This window comes from Xanthomonas sp. NCPPB 3569, from assembly GCF_041475645.2.
GTDB classification, from domain to species: Bacteria; Pseudomonadota; Gammaproteobacteria; order Xanthomonadales; family Xanthomonadaceae; genus Xanthomonas; species Xanthomonas phaseoli.
The window spans coordinates 3,775,666-3,797,610 of sequence record NZ_CM192969.1 but is presented as its reverse complement, the minus strand read 5'-3'; the positions used below and the strand labels follow the sequence as shown (position 1 = coordinate 3,797,610).

Annotated in this window: 18 protein-coding genes and 2 pseudogenes; 11 read left to right on the top strand and 9 right to left on the bottom strand. The window is 61.0% G+C overall.

Annotation, left to right across the window (positions count from 1 at the left end; all coding sequences use genetic code 11):
* Window positions 1–590 precede the first annotated feature (590 nt).
* The gene (locus ACCQ03_RS16440; RefSeq protein WP_244664246.1) at window positions 591–1,163 is read left to right on the top strand and encodes an XVIPCD domain-containing protein; all 573 of its coding nucleotides are present in this window, start codon (window positions 591–593) and stop codon (window positions 1,161–1,163) included.
* 356 nt (window positions 1,164–1,519) lie between these two features.
* A complete protein-coding gene (locus ACCQ03_RS16435) occupies window positions 1,520–2,212 on the top strand; it encodes a reverse transcriptase domain-containing protein (protein ID WP_237377082.1) in 693 nt (230 codons plus the stop codon).
* A gap of 20 nt (window positions 2,213–2,232) precedes the next feature.
* Here ACCQ03_RS16435 and ACCQ03_RS16430 read toward each other — a convergent pair whose 3' ends face one another.
* Window positions 2,233–2,562, bottom strand: coding sequence for a conjugal transfer protein TraD (locus tag ACCQ03_RS16430; RefSeq protein ID WP_057679404.1), 330 nt, complete (start codon window positions 2,560–2,562; stop codon window positions 2,233–2,235).
* Window positions 2,563–2,828: 266 nt separating this feature from the next.
* Here ACCQ03_RS16430 and ACCQ03_RS16425 point away from each other — a divergent pair.
* A pseudogene (locus ACCQ03_RS16425) lies at window positions 2,829–3,338 on the top strand (MobA/MobL family protein); the annotation flags it as partial.
* A 36-nt stretch (window positions 3,339–3,374) separates the two neighbouring features.
* On the opposite strand, the gene ACCQ03_RS16420 reads toward ACCQ03_RS16425, so the two are convergent.
* Window positions 3,375–4,462 (bottom strand): IS3-like element ISXcd1 family transposase gene (locus tag ACCQ03_RS16420; protein WP_223842567.1). Its coding sequence is split into 2 segments (ribosomal slippage): window positions 3,375–4,210 and window positions 4,210–4,462, totalling 1,089 coding nucleotides; the frame shifts between segments, so codons are not numbered across the junction.
* A 345-nt stretch (window positions 4,463–4,807) separates the two neighbouring features.
* Here ACCQ03_RS16420 and ACCQ03_RS16415 point away from each other — a divergent pair.
* A complete protein-coding gene (locus ACCQ03_RS16415) occupies window positions 4,808–5,623 on the top strand; it encodes a hypothetical protein (protein ID WP_209227764.1) in 816 nt (271 codons plus the stop codon).
* Between the two features lie 72 nt (window positions 5,624–5,695).
* Here the strand turns inward: ACCQ03_RS16415 and ACCQ03_RS16410 are convergent, their stop codons facing one another.
* From ACCQ03_RS16410 to ACCQ03_RS16395, 4 genes and pseudogenes are all read right to left on the bottom strand, one after another.
* Entirely contained in the window at window positions 5,696–6,064 is a 369-nt protein-coding gene (locus tag ACCQ03_RS16410) for an HVO_A0114 family putative DNA-binding protein (protein ID WP_226982570.1), read from the bottom strand.
* Between the two features lie 7 nt (window positions 6,065–6,071).
* Window positions 6,072–6,353, bottom strand: coding sequence for a toxin-antitoxin system TumE family protein (locus ACCQ03_RS16405; RefSeq protein WP_081022873.1), 282 nt, complete (start codon window positions 6,351–6,353; stop codon window positions 6,072–6,074).
* A 64-nt stretch (window positions 6,354–6,417) separates the two neighbouring features.
* Window positions 6,418–6,761 (bottom strand): annotated as a pseudogene (locus ACCQ03_RS16400) (hypothetical protein).
* Between the two features lie 317 nt (window positions 6,762–7,078).
* Window positions 7,079–7,384, bottom strand: coding sequence for a hypothetical protein (locus ACCQ03_RS16395; RefSeq protein WP_209227758.1), 306 nt, complete (start codon window positions 7,382–7,384; stop codon window positions 7,079–7,081).
* 313 nt (window positions 7,385–7,697) lie between these two features.
* On the opposite strand from ACCQ03_RS16395, the gene ACCQ03_RS16390 reads away from it, so the two are divergent.
* The 3 genes from ACCQ03_RS16390 to ACCQ03_RS16380 all read left to right on the top strand — a co-directional run bounded on the left by ACCQ03_RS16390 (window position 7,698) and on the right by ACCQ03_RS16380 (window position 9,365).
* Window positions 7,698–8,381, top strand: coding sequence for a thermonuclease family protein (locus ACCQ03_RS16390; RefSeq protein ID WP_081022874.1), 684 nt, complete (start codon window positions 7,698–7,700; stop codon window positions 8,379–8,381).
* 108 nt (window positions 8,382–8,489) lie between these two features.
* Window positions 8,490–8,882 carry a hypothetical protein gene (locus ACCQ03_RS16385; protein WP_017154749.1) on the top strand — a complete coding sequence of 131 codons (393 nt, stop codon included), beginning with the start codon at window positions 8,490–8,492 and terminating at the stop codon, window positions 8,880–8,882.
* Window positions 8,883–8,972: 90 nt separating this feature from the next.
* The gene (locus ACCQ03_RS16380; RefSeq protein ID WP_017154750.1) at window positions 8,973–9,365 is read left to right on the top strand and encodes an H-NS histone family protein; all 393 of its coding nucleotides are present in this window, start codon (window positions 8,973–8,975) and stop codon (window positions 9,363–9,365) included.
* 458 nt (window positions 9,366–9,823) lie between these two features.
* Here the strand turns inward: ACCQ03_RS16380 and glgX are convergent, their stop codons facing one another.
* Entirely contained in the window at window positions 9,824–11,956 is a 2,133-nt protein-coding gene (gene glgX / locus ACCQ03_RS16375) for a glycogen debranching protein GlgX (protein WP_209227760.1), read from the bottom strand.
* 493 nt (window positions 11,957–12,449) lie between these two features.
* On the opposite strand from glgX, the gene rimK reads away from it, so the two are divergent.
* From rimK to ACCQ03_RS16355, 4 genes are all read left to right on the top strand, one after another.
* Entirely contained in the window at window positions 12,450–13,337 is an 888-nt protein-coding gene (gene rimK / locus ACCQ03_RS16370; protein ID WP_057679410.1) for a 30S ribosomal protein S6--L-glutamate ligase, read from the top strand.
* A gap of 186 nt (window positions 13,338–13,523) precedes the next feature.
* Entirely contained in the window at window positions 13,524–14,000 is a 477-nt protein-coding gene (locus tag ACCQ03_RS16365; RefSeq protein WP_007962331.1) for a hypothetical protein, read from the top strand.
* A gap of 25 nt (window positions 14,001–14,025) precedes the next feature.
* A complete protein-coding gene (locus ACCQ03_RS16360) occupies window positions 14,026–14,703 on the top strand; it encodes a response regulator transcription factor (protein ID WP_003490678.1) in 678 nt (225 codons plus the stop codon).
* On the top strand, window positions 14,696–16,030 hold the full coding sequence (locus ACCQ03_RS16355; protein WP_017154754.1) for a sensor histidine kinase: 1,335 nt from the start codon (window positions 14,696–14,698) through the stop codon (window positions 16,028–16,030). Before ACCQ03_RS16360 ends, ACCQ03_RS16355 begins: the two co-directional genes overlap by 8 nt.
* A 102-nt stretch (window positions 16,031–16,132) precedes the next feature.
* Here the strand turns inward: ACCQ03_RS16355 and ACCQ03_RS16350 are convergent, their stop codons facing one another.
* Together ACCQ03_RS16350 and ACCQ03_RS16345 are read right to left on the bottom strand one after the other, a co-directional pair.
* Complete coding sequence (locus tag ACCQ03_RS16350; RefSeq protein WP_057679407.1) at window positions 16,133–16,531, bottom strand: SymE family type I addiction module toxin; 399 nt, start codon at window positions 16,529–16,531, stop codon at window positions 16,133–16,135.
* A 676-nt stretch (window positions 16,532–17,207) separates the two neighbouring features.
* A complete protein-coding gene (locus ACCQ03_RS16345) occupies window positions 17,208–21,830 on the bottom strand; it encodes an RHS repeat-associated core domain-containing protein (protein WP_372359828.1) in 4,623 nt (1,540 codons plus the stop codon).
* Window positions 21,831–21,945: the final 115 nt, after the last annotated feature.

Genomic DNA, 21,945 nt, shown 5'->3' with positions numbered 1-21,945 from the left:
CGGTCAGAGCGAATAGACCAGTTGACGGGTGTTCTGGGGCACGAGACGGGGCATGCCTTGATGGCCCGCTCCAACGAACTCAGCACCTACAAGCTGTCCTACCGAATCGATGAGACGCTTAAAGAGGGCGCACGCTACGGCGATGCGACGGTGGACATCACCCCGTTGGCAAAGGAATACATCAACGCTTCCCGGCAGAACGAAGCGCTAGCCGAAATGGTGTCGATGAATTCGGTGGCCAGTCGGGTCAAGCACCAAGACAGCAACGTCAGCGAAGCAGAACTGCTTTATCGCCTCGACCCGACCACGCCTTGCGTCACGAACGGGCGGCTGGCTCCAGGCATCCAGATGGATGTCCAGGGCATCCAGCACACCGACAACCGCATCGACAGCCCTGCGGTAAAAGCCGTGGCGATTTGTCAGTTCGATCAGTCCGGCAAAGGCCTGGGCGCGTTGGGGCAGTCTGACTACAACGCCTTTTACTTGTCCTACGTCGTGTCTGCCGGGGCCGCCGTATCCCGTGATCTAGATAGAGCCTCTAGCCAGTCGATTCCTAGCCTTGCCTCAACCTCAAGGAGCTCGGTAGTTCGGTGGAAGAGGTCCAAGCGGCAGGCGTTGGACTGGGAGGGCAAGGGAAAGCCTTCGGATTCACCGACACTTCCGACGGGCAGCTACGACCCACGGAGGTGCGGCAGATCGGGAAAGGCGGCGCCAGCCAACCAGACATCGAACCCCAAGCCGTCGCGCGCAACGAAGCCGTGCTGGCCGACAACCCGGTGCACCCCGACCATTCGACCTATGCCCGCATCCACGACTGGGTCAAAGGCACGGGCAACTGGAACGAAGAAGAGACCAGGAATGTCTCAGCTGCGCTTTACAAGCAGCAGGTGGACGACCCGTTGCTCAAGCGAGTGGACAGGGTCACGGGAGGATTAGGGAACGATGGCGCTCAGAACGTCGTTGCGATCTATGCCCCGCACGGGGTGGACAGAGCGCCGCAGTTCCATGCCCATGTCGATGGGCGTGAGGCCTCGCAGCAGCCGGCCCAGCAGAACCTTCAGCAGGCCGAGGTTATCAAGCAGGACCAGGTGCGTCAGCAGCAGATGGAGCAGACCCAACAGCAGACTCAACAACAAGAGTCGGGGCCGAGGATGACTATGTGACCCTGCCTTGGGTTAAACTGTATGGGCTCTGGCGATAGGCTTTATGCCTGTCCCTCTATTCGTCACCAAGTGACTTACTCGACGCCGCATGTCTCTATTCGGTGGTCGCCGTTGGTTAAGTGTCCATGCGCTCTGCGCTAGGCAAGCCGGAGCTAAGAATAGAGGAGTGATCTTATGAAGAAATTCATTCGTAAGACCCGCCTAGTTCATGCGTTGCTGTCGTTTGGGGGCGGATTTTTCCGTTTCCTGGCAGCGCTCATGAACATGGCATCTAACTACTCGTGGGCTTCGCGATGAAGAGATGGGAACACCGCTTTGAGGTAAAGCCAGGGCGATGGGTGTATGTCCCGACTCCCTTGGGCAAGGCTGCAGGTGAGGCGATCCGTTTGTCTGTGTCAAAGGTGTGGGCCCGCCCCAAGTTCTATTTTCACCTTCGCAAGGGTGGGCATGTGGCGGCTCTCCGGCGCCATTTAAAAAATCAATATTTTTTTCGCTGCGATCTTGACGACTTCTTTGGTCGCATCAATCAATCGAGAGTCACGCGCTGCTTGAAGGAAAGTTTTTCCTACGTTGATGCCAGGAAGATGGCGAGCGATAGCGTGGTCATCCGTCCCGACACTGGTAAGACCATGCTGCCGTATGGATATGTTCAATCCCCGATTTTGGCATCCTTGGCGCTTGACCGCAGTCGAGTAGGGCGGTTTCTACGGCAGTGCGAATCTTCCGAAGACATGACTGTCAGCGTTTACATGGATGACATTGTCTTGTCGTCCAATGACGAAGCGCGCCTCTATGTCGTAGCCACTGAGCTTGCCAAACTCGCGACAGATGCATACCTGCCACTTAGTGCCGGTAAGACAATTGGGCCTGGCTCGACAGTGACGGCCTTTAACGTCGAGCTCTCACATGGTCTGCTGACGTTGACACAGGACAGGCTTGATCGCTTCCGTGAGTCGTATGCCACGGCAAGCTCATTGCACGTTGAAGATGGAATAGTGCGCTACGTGCATTCGATTAACTCCGCGCAGGTTGCCGATGTAACAGCGTGAAGTGACCACTTGCGATAAGATTAGTGCAGAGCTGCCGTCGTTGGTGATTTGGCTGGATTCTTTATCTTGATAGCTCCCAACATGCGAGCCTCGACTTGGATTTCCTGAGAGTTTCGCCGTTTAGCATGGAGCAGTAAGGCCCCTACGAGTTCCGCATCATCCAACTCCTGGACTCCGGCCAAGAAGACTAGGTCCGCCACGCGATGCCTTCGTTTCATTTCTTCACGCTTCGCCGTTTCTTGTGCCTGCGCTTCGCGGCGCTGATTGGCTAAAAGCTCTTTCGCTTGCAGATGAGCCAGACGTTCCGTGGCGCGCTGGATTTGGTCCCGGTAGTGATTCGTTGCGGTCATGCGTTTCTCCTGCCTTGTGGAAATGAGTCAACCAGGAAAACGGCTTGCGTCAAGCGTTGGGCTGGTCTCGAATTTCGTCCACCTCAAGAATCGAATAGGCTGAAAAACAAGGCTTAGAAGAAAGAAGCAAGAGCGCACCTAGGTGTCACTGCGTGACACGTGCGCAAAGGGCTCCGCCCCTTGAACCCCAAGCGCCAAGGGCGCTTGCGAAAATCCAAAGCCGAGGCATAAACCAAGCAACCCCACTGCTTCGGAGTCGCCGCCTCATGGCCATCTATCACGCCAACGTCAAGACGTTTAGTCGCGCCAAAGGACATTCGTCCATCGCTGCGGCCGCCTACCGCGCCGGCCTGCTGCTCGAGGACGCGCTCACCGGCCTGCGCCACGACTACCGCCGCCGGGACGGCGTCGTCGAAACGCGCTGCATCGCTCCCGAGGACGCGCCCGATTGGGCCCTGGTCCCTGCCCAGCTCTGGCCGGCGGCGGAAGCGGCTGAGCGTCGCAAAGATTCGACCGTCGCGCGCGAATTCGAGTTTGCCTTGCCCCACGAGCTCGACGAGCTTCAGCGCTCCGATCTGGCCGTGGAGGTCACCCGTGCTCTGGTGGGTCGCTACGGGTTCGCGGCGCAGGCCAGCATCCACAGCCCCGGCAGCAAGGACGGCTTGAACTGGCACGTCCATGTCCTGGCGACGACCCGTCGCATGGGACCAGACGGTCTCACGGACAAAACCAAGGAACTGGACGGCGGGCCGTCGGGACGTGTCGAGGTGCAATGGTAATCCCCCCGCTTTGAGCGTTCGCCAAAAGTGGAGCTAGGCGGCCATCGCCAATTTCATTGCTGGCGTGATACCGCCGAGCGCCATGTTGGGGCGCTCATGGTTGTACGTCCATAGCCAGCGCGTGGCCTTGTCCTGAACCTGCTCGATGGTGTCGAACAACGTTGTGGCCAGCCAGGCGTAGCGGACGGTGCGGTTGTAACGTTCGACATAGGCATTCTGCTGCGGCTTGCCTGGCTGGATGTGCTCGATCCGAATCCCGCGCTGCTGTGCCCAAGCTAGCAGCGCGCCGCTGATGTACTCCGGGCCGTTGTCGCAGCGAATGGCGTTTGGCTTGCCGCGCCAGTCAATGATCTGTTCCAACGAGCGGATCACCCGGGCCGATGGCAGCGATAAGTCGACCTCGATGCCCAGACCCTCACGGTTGAAGTCATCGAGCACATTGAACAACCGGAAGCTGCGGCCGTCGGCCAGCTGGTCGTGCATGAAATCCATCGACCAGACCTGGTTGATCGTCTCCGGCACCGCCAACGGCTCTGGCCGCTCGCGCACCAGCCGCTTCTTCGGCTTGATCCGCAGGTTCAACTCCAGCTCCCGATAGATGCGGTACACCCGCTTGTGATTCCAGCCAAAGCCCTTCACGTTGCGCAGGTGCAGAAAGCACAGGCCGAACCCCCAATCACGATAGGTTGTGGTCAACCGCACCAGCCAATCGGCAATCCGGGCGTTCTCCTCGCTGGCCTTGGCTTGATAGCGAAAGCAGGTCTCGCTCACCGCAAAGGTCCGGCAGGCATGCCGGATGTTCGTGTGGCCACCATCTACGGCCCATCGGGCCATCTCCCGGCGTTGAGATGGCCTCACCATTTTTTTGCCATCGCCTCCTTCAGCAGGTCGGCGCTGAGCTGGGCATCGGCGTACATCTTCTTCAGGCGCCGGTTCTCGTCCTGCAGCTCCCTGAGCTGGGACATCAGCGATGCGTCCATGCCGCCGAACTTGCTGCGCCACTTGTAGAACGTCGCCGAGCTGATGCCGTGTTCCCGGCACAACTCCGGCACGGGCGTGCCGGCCTCGGCCTGCTTGAGGACGGCAATGATCTGGCTGTCGGTGAAGCGGGATGTCTTCATGGAACCTCCTCGGAAAAGGGTACGAGAAAATTCCACTTCTGGCGTCAGCTAACCTGTGGGGGGATTACCCAATGGGTGCGCGAACTCATCGCCACCACCATCAATGCCCACCTTGAGAAAGCCGCGCTCGAGATTCGCGTGGACCATCGCAGTTTGGAAGCACAGGCAAGTGACGCTCTGGCGCGTGGCGACCTGGCCGCCGCTGCCGTCTTGTCCCGGGAGCCCACCAAGCACGTTGGCAAGAACGGGACCGCGCTGGCCCGGCGGGGCCAGCCGTCGAAGCGTTCCGACGCAAACCTCCGAATCGAGGAGACCAACGAGGAGACCTTCCAAAAGCTGATCGCCGTGTTTGAGCAGGAGGGGCGCGCCATGCCGGTGCCCGACGGTCACAGCCAGGCCCAGGCCGAGCGCGAGTCTCGCCGACCTTCTGATGGGCTGTCCTTGCTGCTCGGGCCTGGGGCAGGGCGCATCGAGGTGTCCCGCAGCATGGCGACCCTTGCCCGTGGGTTGGGATTGATGGAGGCGGAGGAGGCCAAGCCGTCGCGCGAGCCACGTTCGGTCTCCGAGCTCGCGGAGGAGGCCAGCGACGAATGGGGAGTCGCTGTTCAAGCGGATCCCCGCTTGGCTCAGACCCTCCAAGCAACCCTGGCCTTGATGCAGTGGATCAGGGAACGCGTGGCCGCCTTCGCCGAAGAGGCCCGGCTACGCCCGGACCTCAACGAGTTGCTCCGTCGACTGCGGCGCTTCAAGGCAGCGGCCATGAAGTTTGCCCGGCGGCTATTGGCGGTGCGTCGAGCGGAGAAGCTGCACCACATGGCCGAGAACGCGTGGCACGACTTTTTGGCGAACAATCCCGAGCCGGGGACCTCATGGACGCAGGGGGACTGGAAGCAGCGGCGTGGCCGCCGACTCAGCACGCTTGAAAGCCGGACCGTAGAACTGGCCGATGCAAGGGCTCGGGTGACCCCGCAGGAACAAGCCCTTTGCGGGAAAGAGGCTTCAGCCAGCGCGGCGCATCTGGAGGCCTGGAGCCGGGACATGCTTCAGCGCTATCCCTTGGAACTCGAAATAGCGAATCAACCGGGCGGGCCACGTCCAAGCCCTGCCGTCTCTGCCCCTCCTGCGCCTGTCTACGTTCCCAAACCGCCGCGCCTCCACTGAAACAAAAGAGCCCCGCACTGCGGGGCTCTTTTTGAGATGGCGCTGAATGGTCAGACGATGGCACCGCCTAAACTAGGCTGCCTCAGCTTCAGCTTCCGTGCGCATTTCGAACTCAACGTGCACGCCGTCATAGGGTAAGTGAAGGGCGCCGGCCTCGGTTTTATTGATCAGGCCGCAGTTCACCAACGCAGTCGTGTCAGTGTGGACGCCTTTCACGTCACGGCCTACCCGTCGAGCCAGCTCTCTCACGCCGAGCGGGCCGGTGCCAGCAAGAGCCTCCAGCAGACTCCAGCGGTTGACATTCAGTGTTCTCAGAAGATCTTCGCCGCTCGTGAAGGTGAAGCGCGGCACGGCGTCGCCTTTTCCGCGCGCTGCAGCTTTCATCTGCGCTTTCACTTCCTCTAAGGTGGCGACTCCAATGGTCAGAATGTTCTTTTCCATGTTGTCCTCACAGTAGGGCCACATCGGCCCAAAAATCATCTGTCAATTGATCGAGGGTGGTGAAGTTGTAAGGCATTTCCACCGCGCCTATGTGCTTGTGGTCGCCTTTGCCCGCTTCATTGTCGTAACGCAATACACATGTCCCAGCGACTACGTAAGCTAAACCGTATTTGTAGTTGTGGGCACTACCGCGCACGGGCTTGGGCACAAGCACAATACGTATTTCAGCAAAAGCATCTTCACCCCACTTGACGCGGCGATCTGTCAGCACCTCACCCTTGCTGCTCATGTTGTAATCCTGACAACAATCAATGGTGTTGTCAAGATTACATCACCTGCGCCCCGTGTAGGGTTCAGTGAAGGGTCTGGCGCTTCTTGTTGCGCACTGGGTCCAGCTGAGAGTCTTTGGGCTTTCGGCCCGCTCGCCATTCCTCCACTGAGGGGAGCGCTCCCGAACAATGAGAGCTTCTCGGGTTCGCACGACTTGGGAGGGCTGTGGAGGAGCGTGGTCCAACGATTGAGCGGCGGTGCTCCCGCCTGGCGGCTTCTTCTGGCTGTAGACGATCAGCTCGCCAGCAGAGGCCCAGGCATTGCAGACGTTGCGTTGTCGCACGAGCGGCTCGTCAGACAGCGTTTGGCTCATCAGCCCGGCGAGCAGCTGGCCGGCGATTTCGAGTTGTTGGGAGGTGGTGGTCATCAAAGCTCCTACGTGTGGGGAAGCCCTCATCCAACCAACAATTCCCAAGCACGCAAGAGCTCGCTTTACGCTTTATTTCACAAATTTGAATGCGGGCGAAGATTTCATGCCAGGTTATGTCCATGGGTGATGCGAGTGCTCCATCCTTCTCGCGCCGTCGCCAGGGAAGAGTCTCGCTCCTGCTTCGGCGCAGCGACGTGTCGGAGTGTGGAGCTGCCGTCCGTCTCGGTGTGTTCGGCAACCAGCTCACCCCCGCACAGCAAGGTGCCTTGAAACGCTGGCGTCCGCTTGGCTATGATCGGGTATCACGCGGGGTATCATTTTTGGATCACCCCACTCCGGGATAAGCTAGGAAAATCAATTGGTTGGCGTGGGGTGATTCTGTTCCCATCGCCCGCTCCATATTCGGCGCGTCTTTTGCCAGAGCGCATCGCTCCGCAGCTCACTTTCCTCGATTGCATGCAGCCGAGCATCGGTTGATCGGGCGCTGTGCGATCGCGCATCACGCTGAGCCGCAGCGCATTGAGATCCATCATCGCGCGTTCGGTATTGGCGGCGCCCCGCGCGATACATGACGCATCGTGCTCAGCGAGCGGTGCAATGTGTGCTGAAGAAATCTGCATCTGGCACCAGTCTGGCCATGTTTCGGCTGAATTCCTGCGGCGAATCGCTACAGAGCGCGCTTGTCTACCTGCGCGCCATCCAGCACGTCGCGTGCTCGCTTTGTGCATGCAAGACATCTGAAGCATGCGCAAGCAACGCGGAAAAAGGATAGGCATCGCGGGTGGTTTGGCATACAGTGCCGGCCGCTGCGCTGGCATTGGTTGCCGGCGCAGATGTCAGGTTCGATGGAATGCTTGACCAAGCCGACCGGCTGCAGTGGCAACAAGGCAAGACACGCGGAGCGCAGTCTGCCGATTAGACAGGAAGTGGCCGTTGAAGTTGTTGAAACGTTGGGTTTTGTCGGTGCTGGTATTTTTTGCTTTACCTGTCAGTGCTGCGGAGCGGGTCGGTCGTGCGACGGTGACCGATGGCGACACCATCACCGTTGCCCATCAGCGCATCCGCCTATGGGGAATCGATGCGCCGGAGAGCGCGCAGCAGTGCGGCGCACACGATGGCAGCGCCTGGCCGTGCGGCCGCCGTGCTGCAGCGGCATTGGATGGCTATCTGCTGGACAAGACCGTGCATTGCCAGCCGAAAGATACCGATCGCTATGGCCGCACAGTGGCCGAATGCTTCGTGCAGGGGCAGTCCGTCAATGCCTGGATGGTGCGCTCTGGCTGGGCGGTTGCCTATCGTCAATATGCCACCGCGTTCGAGGCAGACGAGCGCATCGCGCAGCAGCAGCGGCGCAATCTCTGGCAAGGCGCGTTTCAGATGCCGGCAGACTACCGCCGCGACAAGAAGGCGCGGACAGCAACCACACGCCAGGTTGCAACGTCGGCGCCAGGCAATTGCGCGATCAAGGGCAATATCTCCAGTGACGGCAAGAAGATCTTTCACATGCCGGGCCAGCGCGATTATGCAAAGACGCGCATCTCGCCAGGGAAGGGCGAGCGTTTCTTCTGTTCGGCGAATGAAGCGGCTGCTGCCGGGTGGAGACCGGCGCAGCGGTGATGGTGCCGTGGTGTCCCGAGGCCCCGGCATCCGGGCTTCTGAATTTTCTTGCCTAGAGTCAGGGAGATCCCGATTGAGCCGGCGCTATCGCCGCCGCATAGTGCAGCCATGGCCACCCATTCCCAACTCGTCGGCGCGCTGATCAAGGGGATGCGTCGTGCCGAGTCTGCGTGGGTGGCGTCGATCGCCTATGGCGCCGGGCTGGCAAGGCAGGTGCGCACCGGCCATGTCACGCCGGACAATGCGGGCAAGGTCTTGGACATGTTCGCGCTCGATCCCGAGCAGATCCGCGAACTCGGGCTGATCGGGGTGGAGGAGCTGGGCGAGGCGGTCTACCACGCCTGGTCGATCAATGCCGGCGAACTGGATCGGGTGGTGCAGTGGTTTCGCACGCCACGGGTGGAATTTGTCGGCAAGCACTGCAGCGAACTGATCCGCGCCGGGCGGATCGGCCCGGTCCTGACCATGGCCCGCGAGCACGCACTGCTGCGCCATCGCTGAGCGCCGGCAGACCCGCGCGGGCCCAGGCGCTTTACGCTGGGCGGCCCAGCGGCAATACTCGTTGACCCGCCCATACCTTATGTTTTGCCAATGCGCCAGGATTCGCCCGCTTCACCCACCGCCGCCGCCCGGGCACAACTACTGGAAGAGCTGCGCAAGCTTGAGCAGGAAGAAGCGCAGCTGAAATACGCCCAGACGCTGGAAGCCTTCGACCAGGTGATCGAGGTGCTTACCCAGTTCGGCAACCGTTTCAACGCCAAGCAAAAATCCCAGATCGCCTCGCTGGCGATGACCGGCAAGACCAAGGGGCCGCTGTCTTCCACCGGCGAAGTGGTCGCCAAGTACTGGATTCCGCATTCCGGCGAAACCTGGTCCGGCCGTGGTCGTACACCGAAGGCGTTCAAGGCCTGGGAAGGCACCAGCTCTTATAAAGAGTGGAAAGCCAATCATCCGGACAAGCGCTTCCCGCTGTATCCGGGTTGAGTCGCCCGGCATGTGATGTCGAAGGCCCGCAATGGGTGAGGCATTGCTTTTGGCCTTCGATGTTTTAGTGAACGTTTGGCGCACCAGTGCCCTGCTGTTGAGTGTCGTAAGCCGCGTGCCTTAAAACAACGCAGTCGGTGCCGGATCTTCAAGCAAAGCCCACGAGCTCAATAATTGCGAAAAAGTATTTGCCGTTTTTTCGCGCAAATCCCGCGATGAATGTTTACGCCTGCTAATTCCCGATCCAGGGAGTAAGCGATGATGACGTGGTCCAACGTGAGGGTGCGCGCAGATTCGCTTGGGTGTTGCCATCGGCACCATCACCCTGGCCATGCGTAAGCCGGGTAGCGCACGCAGGACCAATCCGTCATTCCGACGACGGAAACGAAAACGCTTGCTGCCTATCCGATACCGGTAGGCAGCAAGCGTCGCTTCTGATGCGCGTTGCTGGGACAGCCTTACTGGTCGCTCTTGCACTCGAAGACCGACACGCTACGCGGCGGGGCCAGGAATTCGCTGGCACCGGCCGGCATCATGTCCACTTCCAGCGCTTCGTCGGTGGAGAGCACCAGCTTCCAGTGCACCGGCTCATCGGAGGAGGGCAGGGTAAAGGTCACGCCCTCGTGATAGGCGTTGATGACGATGAGCAAGGTGTCGTCGTTGGCCAGTTCCTTGACCCCGGATGTCTGCGCCTTGCCTTCCAGCAGCAGGCCCACCGAGCGCGCGGCCGGATCGGTCCAGTGCGCATCGTCCATTTCGATGCCGCCCGGATTGAGCCAGGTTAGATCGCGCAGCCCGGCTTCTTCGTTGTACTGGCCGTTGAGAAAGCGGCCCCGCGACAGGATCGGGTAGCGCTTGCGCAGACGGGTCAGTGCCTTCACGAATTCGGTCAGGCGGCCGTCGGTGGGATCGTTTTCCCAATCCAGCCAGGTGATTTCGTTGTCCTGGCAATAGGTATTGTTGTTGCCCCCCTGGGTCTGCGCGCGCTCGTCGCCGCTGAGCATCATCGGCGTGCCTTGCGATAGCAGCAGCGTGGCCAGCAGGTTCTTCATCTGGCGCTCGCGAATCTGCAACACCTCGGCGTTCTCGGTGTCGCCTTCTTCGCCGTAGTTGCAGGAGCCATCGTTCGACGAACCGTCGCGGTTGTCTTCGCCGTTATCGATGTTGTGCTTTTCGTTGTAGCTGACCAGATCGCGCAAGGTGAAGCCATCGTGCGCGGTGATGAAGTTCACCGACGCCCACGGGCGCCGGCCGCGACGATCGAATAGATCGGCCGAACCGGTGAAGCGGGTCGCGAACTCCGCCAGCTTGCCGTCTTCGCCTTTCCAGAATTCGCGCGCATTGTCGCGGAACTTGTCGTTCCACTCCGACCAACCCGGCGGGAAGTGACCCACCTGATAACCACCCGGGCCGCAGTCCCACGGCTCGGCGATCAGCTTGACCTCCGACAGCAGCGGGTCCTGGTTGCAGGCATCCAGGAAGCCGCCACGTTGATCGAAGCCGCTCGGCTCGCGGCCAAGAATGGTGGCCAGATCGAAACGGAAGCCATCCACATGCATTTCGCCTGCCCAGTAGCGCAGCGAGTCGTTGACGAACTGGATCACCCGCGAATTGCTCAGATTCAGCGTATTTCCGGTGCCGGTATCGTTGATGTAGTAGCGCTTGTCGTCGGCCAAGCGGTAATAGCTGGCATTGTCGATGCCCTTGAACGACAGGGTCGGCCCCAGCTCGCTGCCTTCGGCGGTGTGGTTGTAGACTACGTCCAGAATCACTTCCAGGCCCTGCTTGTGCATGGCCTTGACCATGTCGCGGAACTCATCGCGATGACCGCTGGCGAGGTAGCGCGACTTCAGCGCAAAAAAGCCGATGGTGTTGTAGCCCCAGTAATTGCGCAGCCCCTTGTCGAGCAGATGCTGATCGTCCAGATACGCATGTACCGGCAACAACTCCACCGCGGTGATGCCCAAGTCCTTGATGTATTGGAGGACCTGCGGCTGGGCCAGGCCGGCGAAGGTGCCACGCACCGCCTCGGGCACTTGTGGATTGCGCATCGTGTAGCCGCGTACATGGGTTTCGTAGATAACCGTTTCGTTCCACGGCTTGAGCAGGCGTGTGTCGTCTCCCCAATCGTAGGTGTCTTCGACGACCACGCACTTGGGCATGAATGGCGCGCTGTCGCGCTCGTCGAAGCTCAGGTCGCCATCGGGGTGGCCCACGGTGTAGCCGTAGAGCTCGTCGGACCAGATCAGGTCGCCTTCCAGCTCGCGCGCATACGGGTCCAGCAGCAACTTGTTGTGGTTGAAGCGATGACCTTCGGTCGGCGCGTAGGGACCGTGCACGCGGTAGCCATAGCGCTGGCCCGGCTTGGCATCGGGAAGATACCCGTGCCAGACTTCGTTAGTGTACTCCGGCAGGTCGACGCGGGTTTCGTTGCCCTGTTCGTCGAACAGGCATAGCTCGACCCGCGTGGCATGCGCGGAAAACAGCGCGAAATTGGTGCCCTTGCCGTCGAAGACGGCGCCGCGTGGAAACGGGCGCCCCTGACGGATGCGGGAGGGGTTGGCATAGGCCGCGCTTGCTGGACGTCGCATGGAGAGTCTCGGAGGTGCCGGCACGCCGGCATTGAGGGGCCTCAAGCATTGCGTCTACCGCTGTGCAAAACGCGTTACGGCAACAGGGGTGCGGCGTGAGGGCGGCCGTGGCGATCGCTCACGCAGCGCGCCGCTGCAACGACGTGCCGGCGAGCCAGATTGCGGCTCTGCGCGAATCATCGGGCAAGGCCACCTCTTGGTTGTGATCGGGACGAGGGGATGAGCGAGCCCTTTGCGCCACTACGCGCATGCGTTGCTTGAGCGACGCGCCAGCGCCCTGCTAGCATCGGCCCGGTTGAGGCCGTGCAGCACAGCGTTGTTCGGACTTGTCGCGGTACCGTCGCTCTTCCATTCTCGGGACCGTCGCAGTCGGCCTGATCGCAGCGTACATCGCGGGCTGCCGCGAACGCGCAATCGGCCTGCGCTGTACGGACTTGGGTCACTTCGTCATCAGACTCTGCCCATGTCCAAGCCGCGCCGTGTGCCTGCCGCGATGAAAATCGCCATCCTTTCCCGCAACAGCAAGCTCTATTCGACCCGGCGGCTGATCGAAGCCGGACGCAAGCGTGGTCACACCGTGCGCATCCTCGACCCGCTGCGTTGCTACATGCGCATCGCCGCCGACGGCTTCAGCCTGCACTACAAGGGCAAGCCGATCACCGGCTTCGATGCGGTGATCCCGCGCATCGGCGCCTCGATCACCCGCTATGCCACGGCAGTGCTGCGCCAGCTCGAGTTCATGGGCACCTACACGCCCAATCCGTCGGACGCCATCCTGCGCTCGCGCGACAAACTGCGCGCGCACCAGTTGTTGGCCGCGCAGGGCATCGACATGCCGGTCACCGTGTTCGGCGACAACCCCGACGACACCCAGGACCTGCTCTCCATGCTCGGCCCGCCGCCGCATGTGGTGAAGTTGAACGAGGGTGCGCAAGGCGCTGGGGTGATCCTGACCGAAAAGGCCAGCGCTTCGCGCGGCGTGGTCGAAGCGCTGCGCGGGCTATACGCCAACTTCATCGTGCAGGAGTTCATCGGTGAGGCAGAAGGCGCCGATCTGCGCTGCTTCGTGGTCGGCGACAAGGTCGTCGCGGCGATGCGCCGCCAGGCGGCCGAAGGCGATTTCCGGTCCAATCTGCACCTGGGTGGCACTGCTGCCGTGGCCGAGGCAACCGAGCAGGAGCAGGAGGTTGCGGTGCGCTCGGCACGCGCCTTGGGCCTGGCGGTGGCAGGGGTAGACCTGATCCGGTCAAAACGCGGCCCGCTGGTGCTGGAGGTCAACTCGACCCCAGGCCTGGAAGGGGTGGAAGGCGTGTGCGGGGTAGATGTGGCCGCGGCGATTGTCCTGCACCTGGAGCAGTCGGTCCGCCGGTCACCCGGCTAACGGTTTTACCGAAAAATTAACGAAAATCTAATTGTCGCCTCGCTAGCCTCTTCCGACCGTAGCTCCGCTCTCGGCAGTGACGGTGATCGGGATGAACTTTTGGCCCAAGTGCGCTGTCGCACTTGGGCCTTTTTATGGACGGCTTGCCGCTGTTGGGGTTCGCATCTACATTCGCCAATGTTAAAAATGTTAAATCGGTCGGGCACAAGGAGGCGTCGCATGGCAAAACGGTGGAGTGTTGCGGGACTGCTGTTCGCCGCGGGCCTGATGAGTGGTCATGCCTTGGCGGTCGTGCTCGATCTGGACAAGCCGTTCAAGCCGCAGGCAGAGCAGGTCCGTACCGATCTTGCCGATGGCGAGAAGTACTCCGAGATCAGTCAGGATGAGCGCGCTAAGGTGGGCGCTGCGCTTGATCGGATCGAAGCAGCATTCCAGACGCAGCCGGATATCCAGGCGCTGCAGCCAGAGCAATTGGCAGCGGTTCGCAGCGATCAGGAGTTCGTCACCCGAATTTTGACCAGGGCACGTGAAGATAGCCGGCTGATTTGTCGGCGCGAGCGCGCGACTGGGTCGCAGATGAGTACGAAACAGTGCATGACGGCTGCCCAGCGGCGCCGTCAGACCACGGTGAGTCAAGACGAAATTTCTCGGCGCCAGCGCTAAAAACAGCTTAACGAACGAGGTTCCAGTGCGAATTCTAGTAATTGAAGACAACAGCGACATTGCCGCAAACCTTGGCGATTACCTCGAAGACCGTGGTCACACGGTGGACTTCGCCGCCGACGGGGTGACTGGCCTCCACCTTGCCGTGGTGCACGAGTTCGACGCCATCGTGCTCGACCTCAACTTGCCTGGCATGGATGGCATCGAGGTCTGCCGCAAGCTGCGCAACGAGGCGCGCAAGCAGACCCCGGTGTTGATGCTGACCGCGCGTGACTCGCTTGACAACAAGCTGGCCGGCTTCGACTCCGGTGCCGACGACTATCTGATCAAGCCGTTCGCGCTGCAGGAAGTGGAAGTGCGCCTCAACGCGCTATCGCGTCGCGGCAAGGGCGTGCATACCCGCGTGCTGGAAACCGGCGATCTGGAATACAACCTGGATACGCTGGAAGTGCGTCGCCGCGGCAAGCTGCTGCAGCTCAACCCGACTGCGCTGAAGATCCTGCAGGCGCTGATGGAAGCCTCGCCGGCGGTGGTCACGCGCCAGGAGCTGGAAACCCGCGTGTGGGGCGAAGAGCTGCCCGACTCCGATTCGTTGCGCGTGCATATCCACGGCCTGCGCGCGGTGGTCGACAAGCCGTTCGATGTGCCGATGATCCAGACCCGTCACGGCATCGGCTACCGCATCGCCTCGCCCGATGCCTGAAAGTACGAGCGAGACGCGGCCGGCGCGCCGGCGCGGCCGCTATCGGCGGCGCCTGCGCAGCCGCATCATCTTGTCGTTCGTGTTGCTGGGCTTCTGCCTGACAACGCTGTTCGCCTTCGCCACCAATTGGGCGCGCTCGCGCGTGGAAAACCAGTTGGTGGAGGACGTGATGAATCGCAACATCGACGCCTTCGCGCAACGCTTCTATTCCGATCCGATGCGCAACCCCGATCTGCCGTTGCAGCAGATGCGCGGGCGCGTGGTCAAAAGCGACAAGTTCGAAGCGCTACGCCGCGAACAACCGGAGTGGTATCAGCTGCCCGACGGCATCCACACCATCACCGGCGTGGACGAAAGCGGCAATACCTATTCGTACAAGCTTGCGGTGCGCAAGACACCGAGCGAATGGTTCTTCCTCGCTTATGACATGACCCAGGCGCTGAAGGGCGAGATCCAGCTCAAGCGCACTCTAATCTTGTCGGTGTTGGTATTCAGCGGGTTTTCGCTGCTGATCGGCTGGTGGTCCGCGTCCAAGGTGATGCGCCCGGTCTCCGATCTGGCCGCACGCCTGCGTGCCTATCGCGGCGGCACCAGCCAACCCAAGCCACTGGCTGCGCACTTCCCGGACGACGAGGTCGGCCAGCTCGCCGAAGCGCTCGACGACTACTCGGCGCGGCTCACCGAAGTGGTGCAGCGCGACCGCGAATTCAACGCCGACGTCAGCCACGAACTGCGCACGCCGCTGGCGGTGATCCGCGGCGCCACCGAGTTGCTGCTCACCAAGCCCAACCTGGACGAAAAGGTGTTGCAGCGGCTGCAACGCATCCAGCGCGCCGAGCAGCAATGCAGCGATCTGATCGGCTCGTTGCTGCTGCTCTCGCGTAACGAGCGCGGGCAGGGCAGCAGCAATGTCGCCAAGGTGGCCGAGCAACTGATCGATTCGCACCGCGCGCAGCTCGGCGGAAAACCACTGGAATTGCTACTGGAGGGCGTACGCGATCTGGTCATCGACGCGCCCGAATCCGCCTTGTCGGTGGCGCTGGGCAACTTGATCGGCAACGCCGTCAAATACACCCAGGACGGTCAGGTGCGCGTACGCGTGCTGAGCGATGCAGTGGAAGTGATCGATTCGGGCCCCGGCCTGAGCGAAGAAGACGCCGCCAAGCTGTTCCAGCGCGGTTACCGCGGGACCCACGCCGGCCACTCGCAAGGCGGCGGCATCGGCTTGTCGATCGTCAGCCGTCTTTGCGATCTGTACGGCTGGCGGGTCAGCGTGCGCCCAGGCCAGCAGCGCGGCGTCATCGCAACATTGGCCTTCCATCGCTGACCACCACACGCACTCCCGTAGGAGCGCACCCGGGCGCGACGGCCTTACCCATTGCGCCCCCAGGGCAGCGCCTCCAGACAACAACCACACCCAAAACCCAGCTCAGCGCTCCACCACCGTCACCACCAACTCGCCCTCGCGCGTAGTGATCTGCAGCTTGCAGCCAATCGCAAATCCCAATTGCTCCAGCCACAGCCCGCGCAAGCGCACGCTCGGGATGCGCTGGCTGTGTGGCCGGCCGGGTTCTGCATCGTAGAACGCATAGCCCACGGTGCAGCGCGTGGGCGTGCGCGCCTTGCGCGGTGGGCGCGGCGGTAGATTGTCCGCGCGAGGTCTGTTATGGCGCCGGTCGAAGTCGAGGTTGTCCACATCGAACGTGGGCGAGGGCACCAGCCGCATGGGCTGCGCGTCTTTCACCTGCAAGGCTGTCTGCTTTGCGGCAGCTGCGCGCTTGGCGTTCGATTTGGGCCGCTTGGCGGTTGGAGACGGCGCCCGGCTCATAGCCTCACCTCCACCAGCACCACGGAGCGACGAAGTACACCAATCTCCATTATCGATACATCTGCCATAACAACGCCTCCTTCGAAGAACAGGCACCGTCGCCGGCCGGCGACGGGATGTCGGGAGGTTAGAAACCGTGCATAGTCGGCGGGCGTATTCCTCCCGAAGGAGTGTTGTATTAGCCGCCCTCCCGACGCAGGCATCGCGTCGGCTTGCACCTGCGAACAGGCACAAAAAACCCACCGGTTTGACGGAGGTGGGTACCGCCACTAGAGGAATTTCTACGCTCCTTGAGGTAGAGGTCGCTACTGGTTGTTTGGAATGTCAACTGCTTGGTTTAGGAGCATAAGAGCTGATCTGATGCCAGAGTAGGTCTACTCGTAACGGCGTGTACGCATCGAAGCAAATTGTCAAAGCCTGTCGTAGCGTAGCGAAAACTGCTTGTTCTGCCACGCCTATGCGGCTGGTAACGCATTGCGGCATGTTTCCAGGGTAGGCGAGATAAGGTTGCAGTGTGATAAATCGCTACCTCTAAACCTTCTTGTGAATAAAAAGATCTGAGGCTAAAACCGTCACAAGCATCAAGGTTGCTCCCGATATCGCAATGTAAAAACCCCTCTTATCCCACACGGATCTGAAGGGCTTTTTCTCTGGCGCGATCATAAATGATACCGATCTAATCAGCCCCCCGACAGCCAACAGGCATACTGCAATCAACCCTAAAACCATCTGAATCCAAGGCATCATTGGGTGCACTCACATTTTTTTGCTCTAGAAGCACAGTAAAGCCCGCCGCAACACCATACAACGTTGCATCGAATCCACCTTGAGATTGATTCCACCCACTTGAGTCAGCACCATTGCCAAAATTAAACCAAGTTGAAGTTGCGCCCCCAATTGAAATTTTTTGATATACCTGATGACCCAGTCCAAATGCTATTGATCCGAAGCCTACTTTCGAATAAGCACCGCGAAAAATTTCAGGATCAGGCACGCCGTTCGAATCGTTAAGCTCAACTTGTGAGCCCGTCATGGACCCCTGCGAGCCGACCCCACCCGCCGCAGCTAATGCCATTACATATGCAGACGCGAATCCGCCGCCGGGGCACGGCGAAGTAACCTGGTAAAAATCGATATTCCCCCCATAATATGCAGCACCGGCCCCTACGCTATACGTTGATCCTTTCCAAGTCGCTAAGCCATAAGGGTCAGAATTCATCAATGGGGATTGAAGCGCATAGCCATAAGTGCTCACGCCGCCCCGAAGTCCAATGAGGTCGGACTGTACGTATCGCCCCACCCCGGAATCGAGATAACGCTGATAATTGTAAAAGACCCCGCTTGCAGCGTCATATTTTTGCCCCGGGAACCGCATATCCAAGACCAGCGCCGCACCATTCCCATCAGGATCTTGATTCGGCGCGGTGTTGCCGAAAGCTTCGCCCTTCAAGCTCCATGTCCACACCGCCACATCGCGGGTGGGGTCGATCACCACGCGCGGGCTGCCCAAGTGGTCCGGTTCGATGTAGTGCAGTTTGTTGGCGTTGGCGAGCAGGCCGACCGGTAGGTCATCCAGCCAGATCGCTTGCTGCTTGGGCACGCCGTTGCTGTCGTAATCGCCCAGCCAGTGGCCGGCTTCATCAAAGAGCGTGTAGGTGTTGGTGGTGCCGAGGAAGCGGCGTATCTGCTCGCCTTTACCGTTGTAGCGGTAGTTCATGGTCACCGCGCCAGCGCGGCGGGCCTGGGTCATGCGGCCGGTGGTGTCGTAGGTGTATTGGCGTGCGGTGCCGCCGATGGCGGTGGTGTTGCCGGTGGCATCGTATGTACGTGCGACGCCGGCCACGGCGCTGAGGCGGTGGCTGTCGGTGGGATAGCTATAGATCTGCGTGGCCGTGCCGACCTTGGCGCTGAGGCGGTTGCCGGTGGCATCAATGCTGTAGCCGTCGATCAGTGTGCCGGTGCGGCCGTCCTTTAGGCCGGTCAGGCGGCCCAGCGCGTCGTAGCCCAGGCTGATTTCCGGTGTGGTGTTGCCTGCGGGCGTCAGCGCGGTGAGGTTGCCAACCGGGTCGAAGCCGAAGCCTACGTCAAGACCGCCCGGGCGGGTGTCCTGGATCGCCTGCGGGCGGTAGTCCAGATCGTACTGGCGGGTGAGGGTGCGGCCGTTGCCGTAGGTCCAGCCGGCAGCCGGGCCAAACGGGTAGTAGCTGGCATTGCCCAGCAGTAGCTGACGGCTACCACCAGCAGGCGTGACGCCAATTTGTGTGGTCTGGCCTTGTGCATTGCGCACGTAATCGACCACCGCCCCGTCGGGATAGGTCATCCGCCGCAACTGGCCGCCAATGGTGTAGTCGTAACGCAGCACCAACGCGGTGCCGTTGCTGGTCTGCACCTTGCGCACCAAGTCGCCGAAGCGGTTGTAGCAGTACTGGGTGATGGCGCCGCCGTCCTGCATCTTGGTCAGGCGGCCGATCGAAAACGTCTCCCCGCTGGCGCAGGCCGTCTGCGTCGCGTCGTAGGTGTAGGTGACGTTGAGGCTGGTGGTGGGGTAGGTGACCTTGGTCGGGCGATTGAGCGCGTCGTAGCTGTAGGCGGTGGTGTTGCCGCGCGCGTCGGTCTGGGTGGCGCGGTTGCCGGCGCTGTCGTAGGTGTAGCTGGTGACGCCGGTGTCCGGGCTGGTGAGTTTCACCAGATCGCCAAACCCGTTGTAGTCGTAGGTGGTGTTCAAGCCCTTGGGGTCGGTGACCTTGGTCAGGTTGTCGAGTGCGTCGTATTCGAACTTCGTGTCGGCCTTGATGCCGGCGACATCCCGCAGCGTGCGCGACAGGCGATTGAGCGGGTCGTACTCGTTCTGCGTCGCGGTTGCCAGCGCATCGGTCACGGTGGTGGCATTGCCGTTGGCGTCGTACGCGAAGTCGGTCGGGTCGCTGGCGGCAGTGGCCTGCGTCTTGAGCTGGCCGAGCTGGTTATAGACGCGCGAGAGCGTGCGCTTCAACGTGCCCGACGCATCGCTGGTGTCTTCCTTGATGCGATTGCCGGCGTTGTCGAGCGTGTAGTGGACGGTATTGCCCGCGTTGTCGGTAATGTCGGTCAGCCGATGCGCCGCATCGTAGGTGAAGGCAGTGAACGCGCCATCGGGCTGGGTGACCTGCTTGACCAGGCCGGTGGGCCAGTAGTCGATGCGGGTAATGCGGTCATCGGCCTCGCTGGAGGCATCGGCGCCGCGCACCTTGGTGGCCGTCAGCCAACCGCGCGGGTGATAGGTGTAGTCGGTGACGATGCCGTTGGCGTCCTTGATGGACAGCGGGCGGCCAGCGCCGTCGTAGGCGAGATATTCGGTGATCTGTCCGATGGCGTTGGTGATTTTCCATCGGTCGCCTTTGCGGTGCGGGCACGTACTCGCCGATGCCGTGCAACTGGCGTCGTTGGCAAGGTAGTAGGTGTAGCTGGTGCTATCCGTGATATCCGTGCGTGCGCCATCGCTGGCCAACAGCAAGCCGGGCAAGGAACAATTGCCGGCAGCAATATCGCTGTCTTCGCAGTAGCGCTGGGTGGTGACGCGGGTAGGACCTCCGCTTGGATCCGTCCGCGATACGGTCAGTGCTTGACCCCTGGTGTTGTAGGTCCAGCTCGTCCTTGCGACCAGGACATCATTGGCATCATAGGTGCGCCGGTCGGTGGGAACACGGAAGCTGGGATGCCAGTCCGTCTGCAGCGTGCGCTTCTGGCCGCCACTGCTGTTGTCCGCTTCGATCTTGCTGGCCAACAAGCCACGGTTGTTGTACCTCCAATCGGTGGTGACGCCTGCAAAATCGACTTCCTGGTCGGGGTAGCCGTTGCCGTCGTAGCTGCGCGATTTGAACGCCCCAACCGTGCATTCGGGGCACAAGCCCTGGACGGCGGTGACCTTGGCCTGGCCAAGCTTGGAGATGCCAGTGCGCGTTACTGCATTGCCGAGCGCATTGGAGACTGTGGAAGTGTTCCCCGAGTAGGCAATAGTGGCCTCGTCGATCTTGCCGGTCGGATCGCCATGCACGCTGCGTACGACGCGTTGCTGCGCATCGTAGGTCCACGAGGCATACACCTGGTCCTGCTCATCGCGGTGGATGGTCAGTGCATCCGGAAAGCGCGCATTGCCATAGTCATACCCGGCGATAGCCGACGCCACCGCTCCGGCAGCTGTCTGCAAGGTCACCGACCTCAACCGCGCCTGGGAGTCGTAGCCGTAGGCCAGCACCATTCCATCGGGGAGTCCGACTTGTGTGATCCTGTCTGCTTGGTAGGCAAATAGCAGGCGACGGCCACGCGTATCCGTCACCGATTGCAACTGGCGGCCGGCGTAAGTCAGGGTGAGTTGCTCGCCATCGGTGTAGCTGATGCCGGTCAGCTTGCCGTCCAGATCGAACTGCTCTTTGCTGTCGTCGGTGGCAGTCACCTGCCATCCAGTCAGTGTCCCGTTGTCTTGCACTTCGGAAAGCGTTTCGCGCACATCCCAGTCCGGTGTCCATGTGCCATTGGCGGACTTCTTGAACGTGTAGAAGTTACCGTTGGGGCGCGTCAGGATCAGCGTCGATGCATCGGTGACGGTGATGGTCCGGACGTAGCTATGGCGCCAGGTGTTGCCGAGCGCGCTGGTGGGCTGCAGGCCGACGGCACTGCTGTAATACCGGACGAATTCCAGATGCCCTGTTGGCGCACGGTAGTCGGCCGCCGTTTCGAGCTTGGTTCCGGTGAACACATTGGCCGGATTGCCGGCGGTGGTCGGACCAGTGCTCCCTTCGCAACAGCCATTGTTCTTGCCGGGATCGAGCGGTGGCGGTGGCGAGCAGACCGCCCCGTTTGGCGTGGCGACCGGCTGGCCGCCGTTGTTGCTGACCGTATATTCGCAGCCTTCCTGGCATAGGTTGCCATTACTGTCGGCAGCAGGGGTGAATGTCGGTCTGGCGCTGCACTTTAGGGGATAAAAGCTTTCGCCTAAACCAGATTCGCTGGTAAAGTTATCAAACGCTCTGTAGCACTGAACTACCGCTTGGTAGCGCTGATCATAGGCTAGGTCGAGTACCAAGCTGGCGTGTGTATTTATCCCGCCGCCAATGCAGATTGCTTCGTTTCCTTCCTTGATGGCATTGAGATAAGCCTGGCCTTGATCGCACAAGCGCGTCCCTGCATTGCAGACGCCCGAGTCATAGGCGTGGGCGATCTGTATCGTAGGAATGAGAGAAACACACGTCACCACAATGGCCAACAACATCCCGAACCACTTGCTCCCGTATCCCGGGGCTCGCCTCTGCACGTCCTGCATCGCGTCCAACTCCTTGGAGAATGTCTGCAGGTCATCTTAGTCGCGCCTGCACAGGCGGGAGCTTATCGTAAAGCATGGCTGCTAATGGAGAGCATTGCAGTGCTTTCTGTGATCG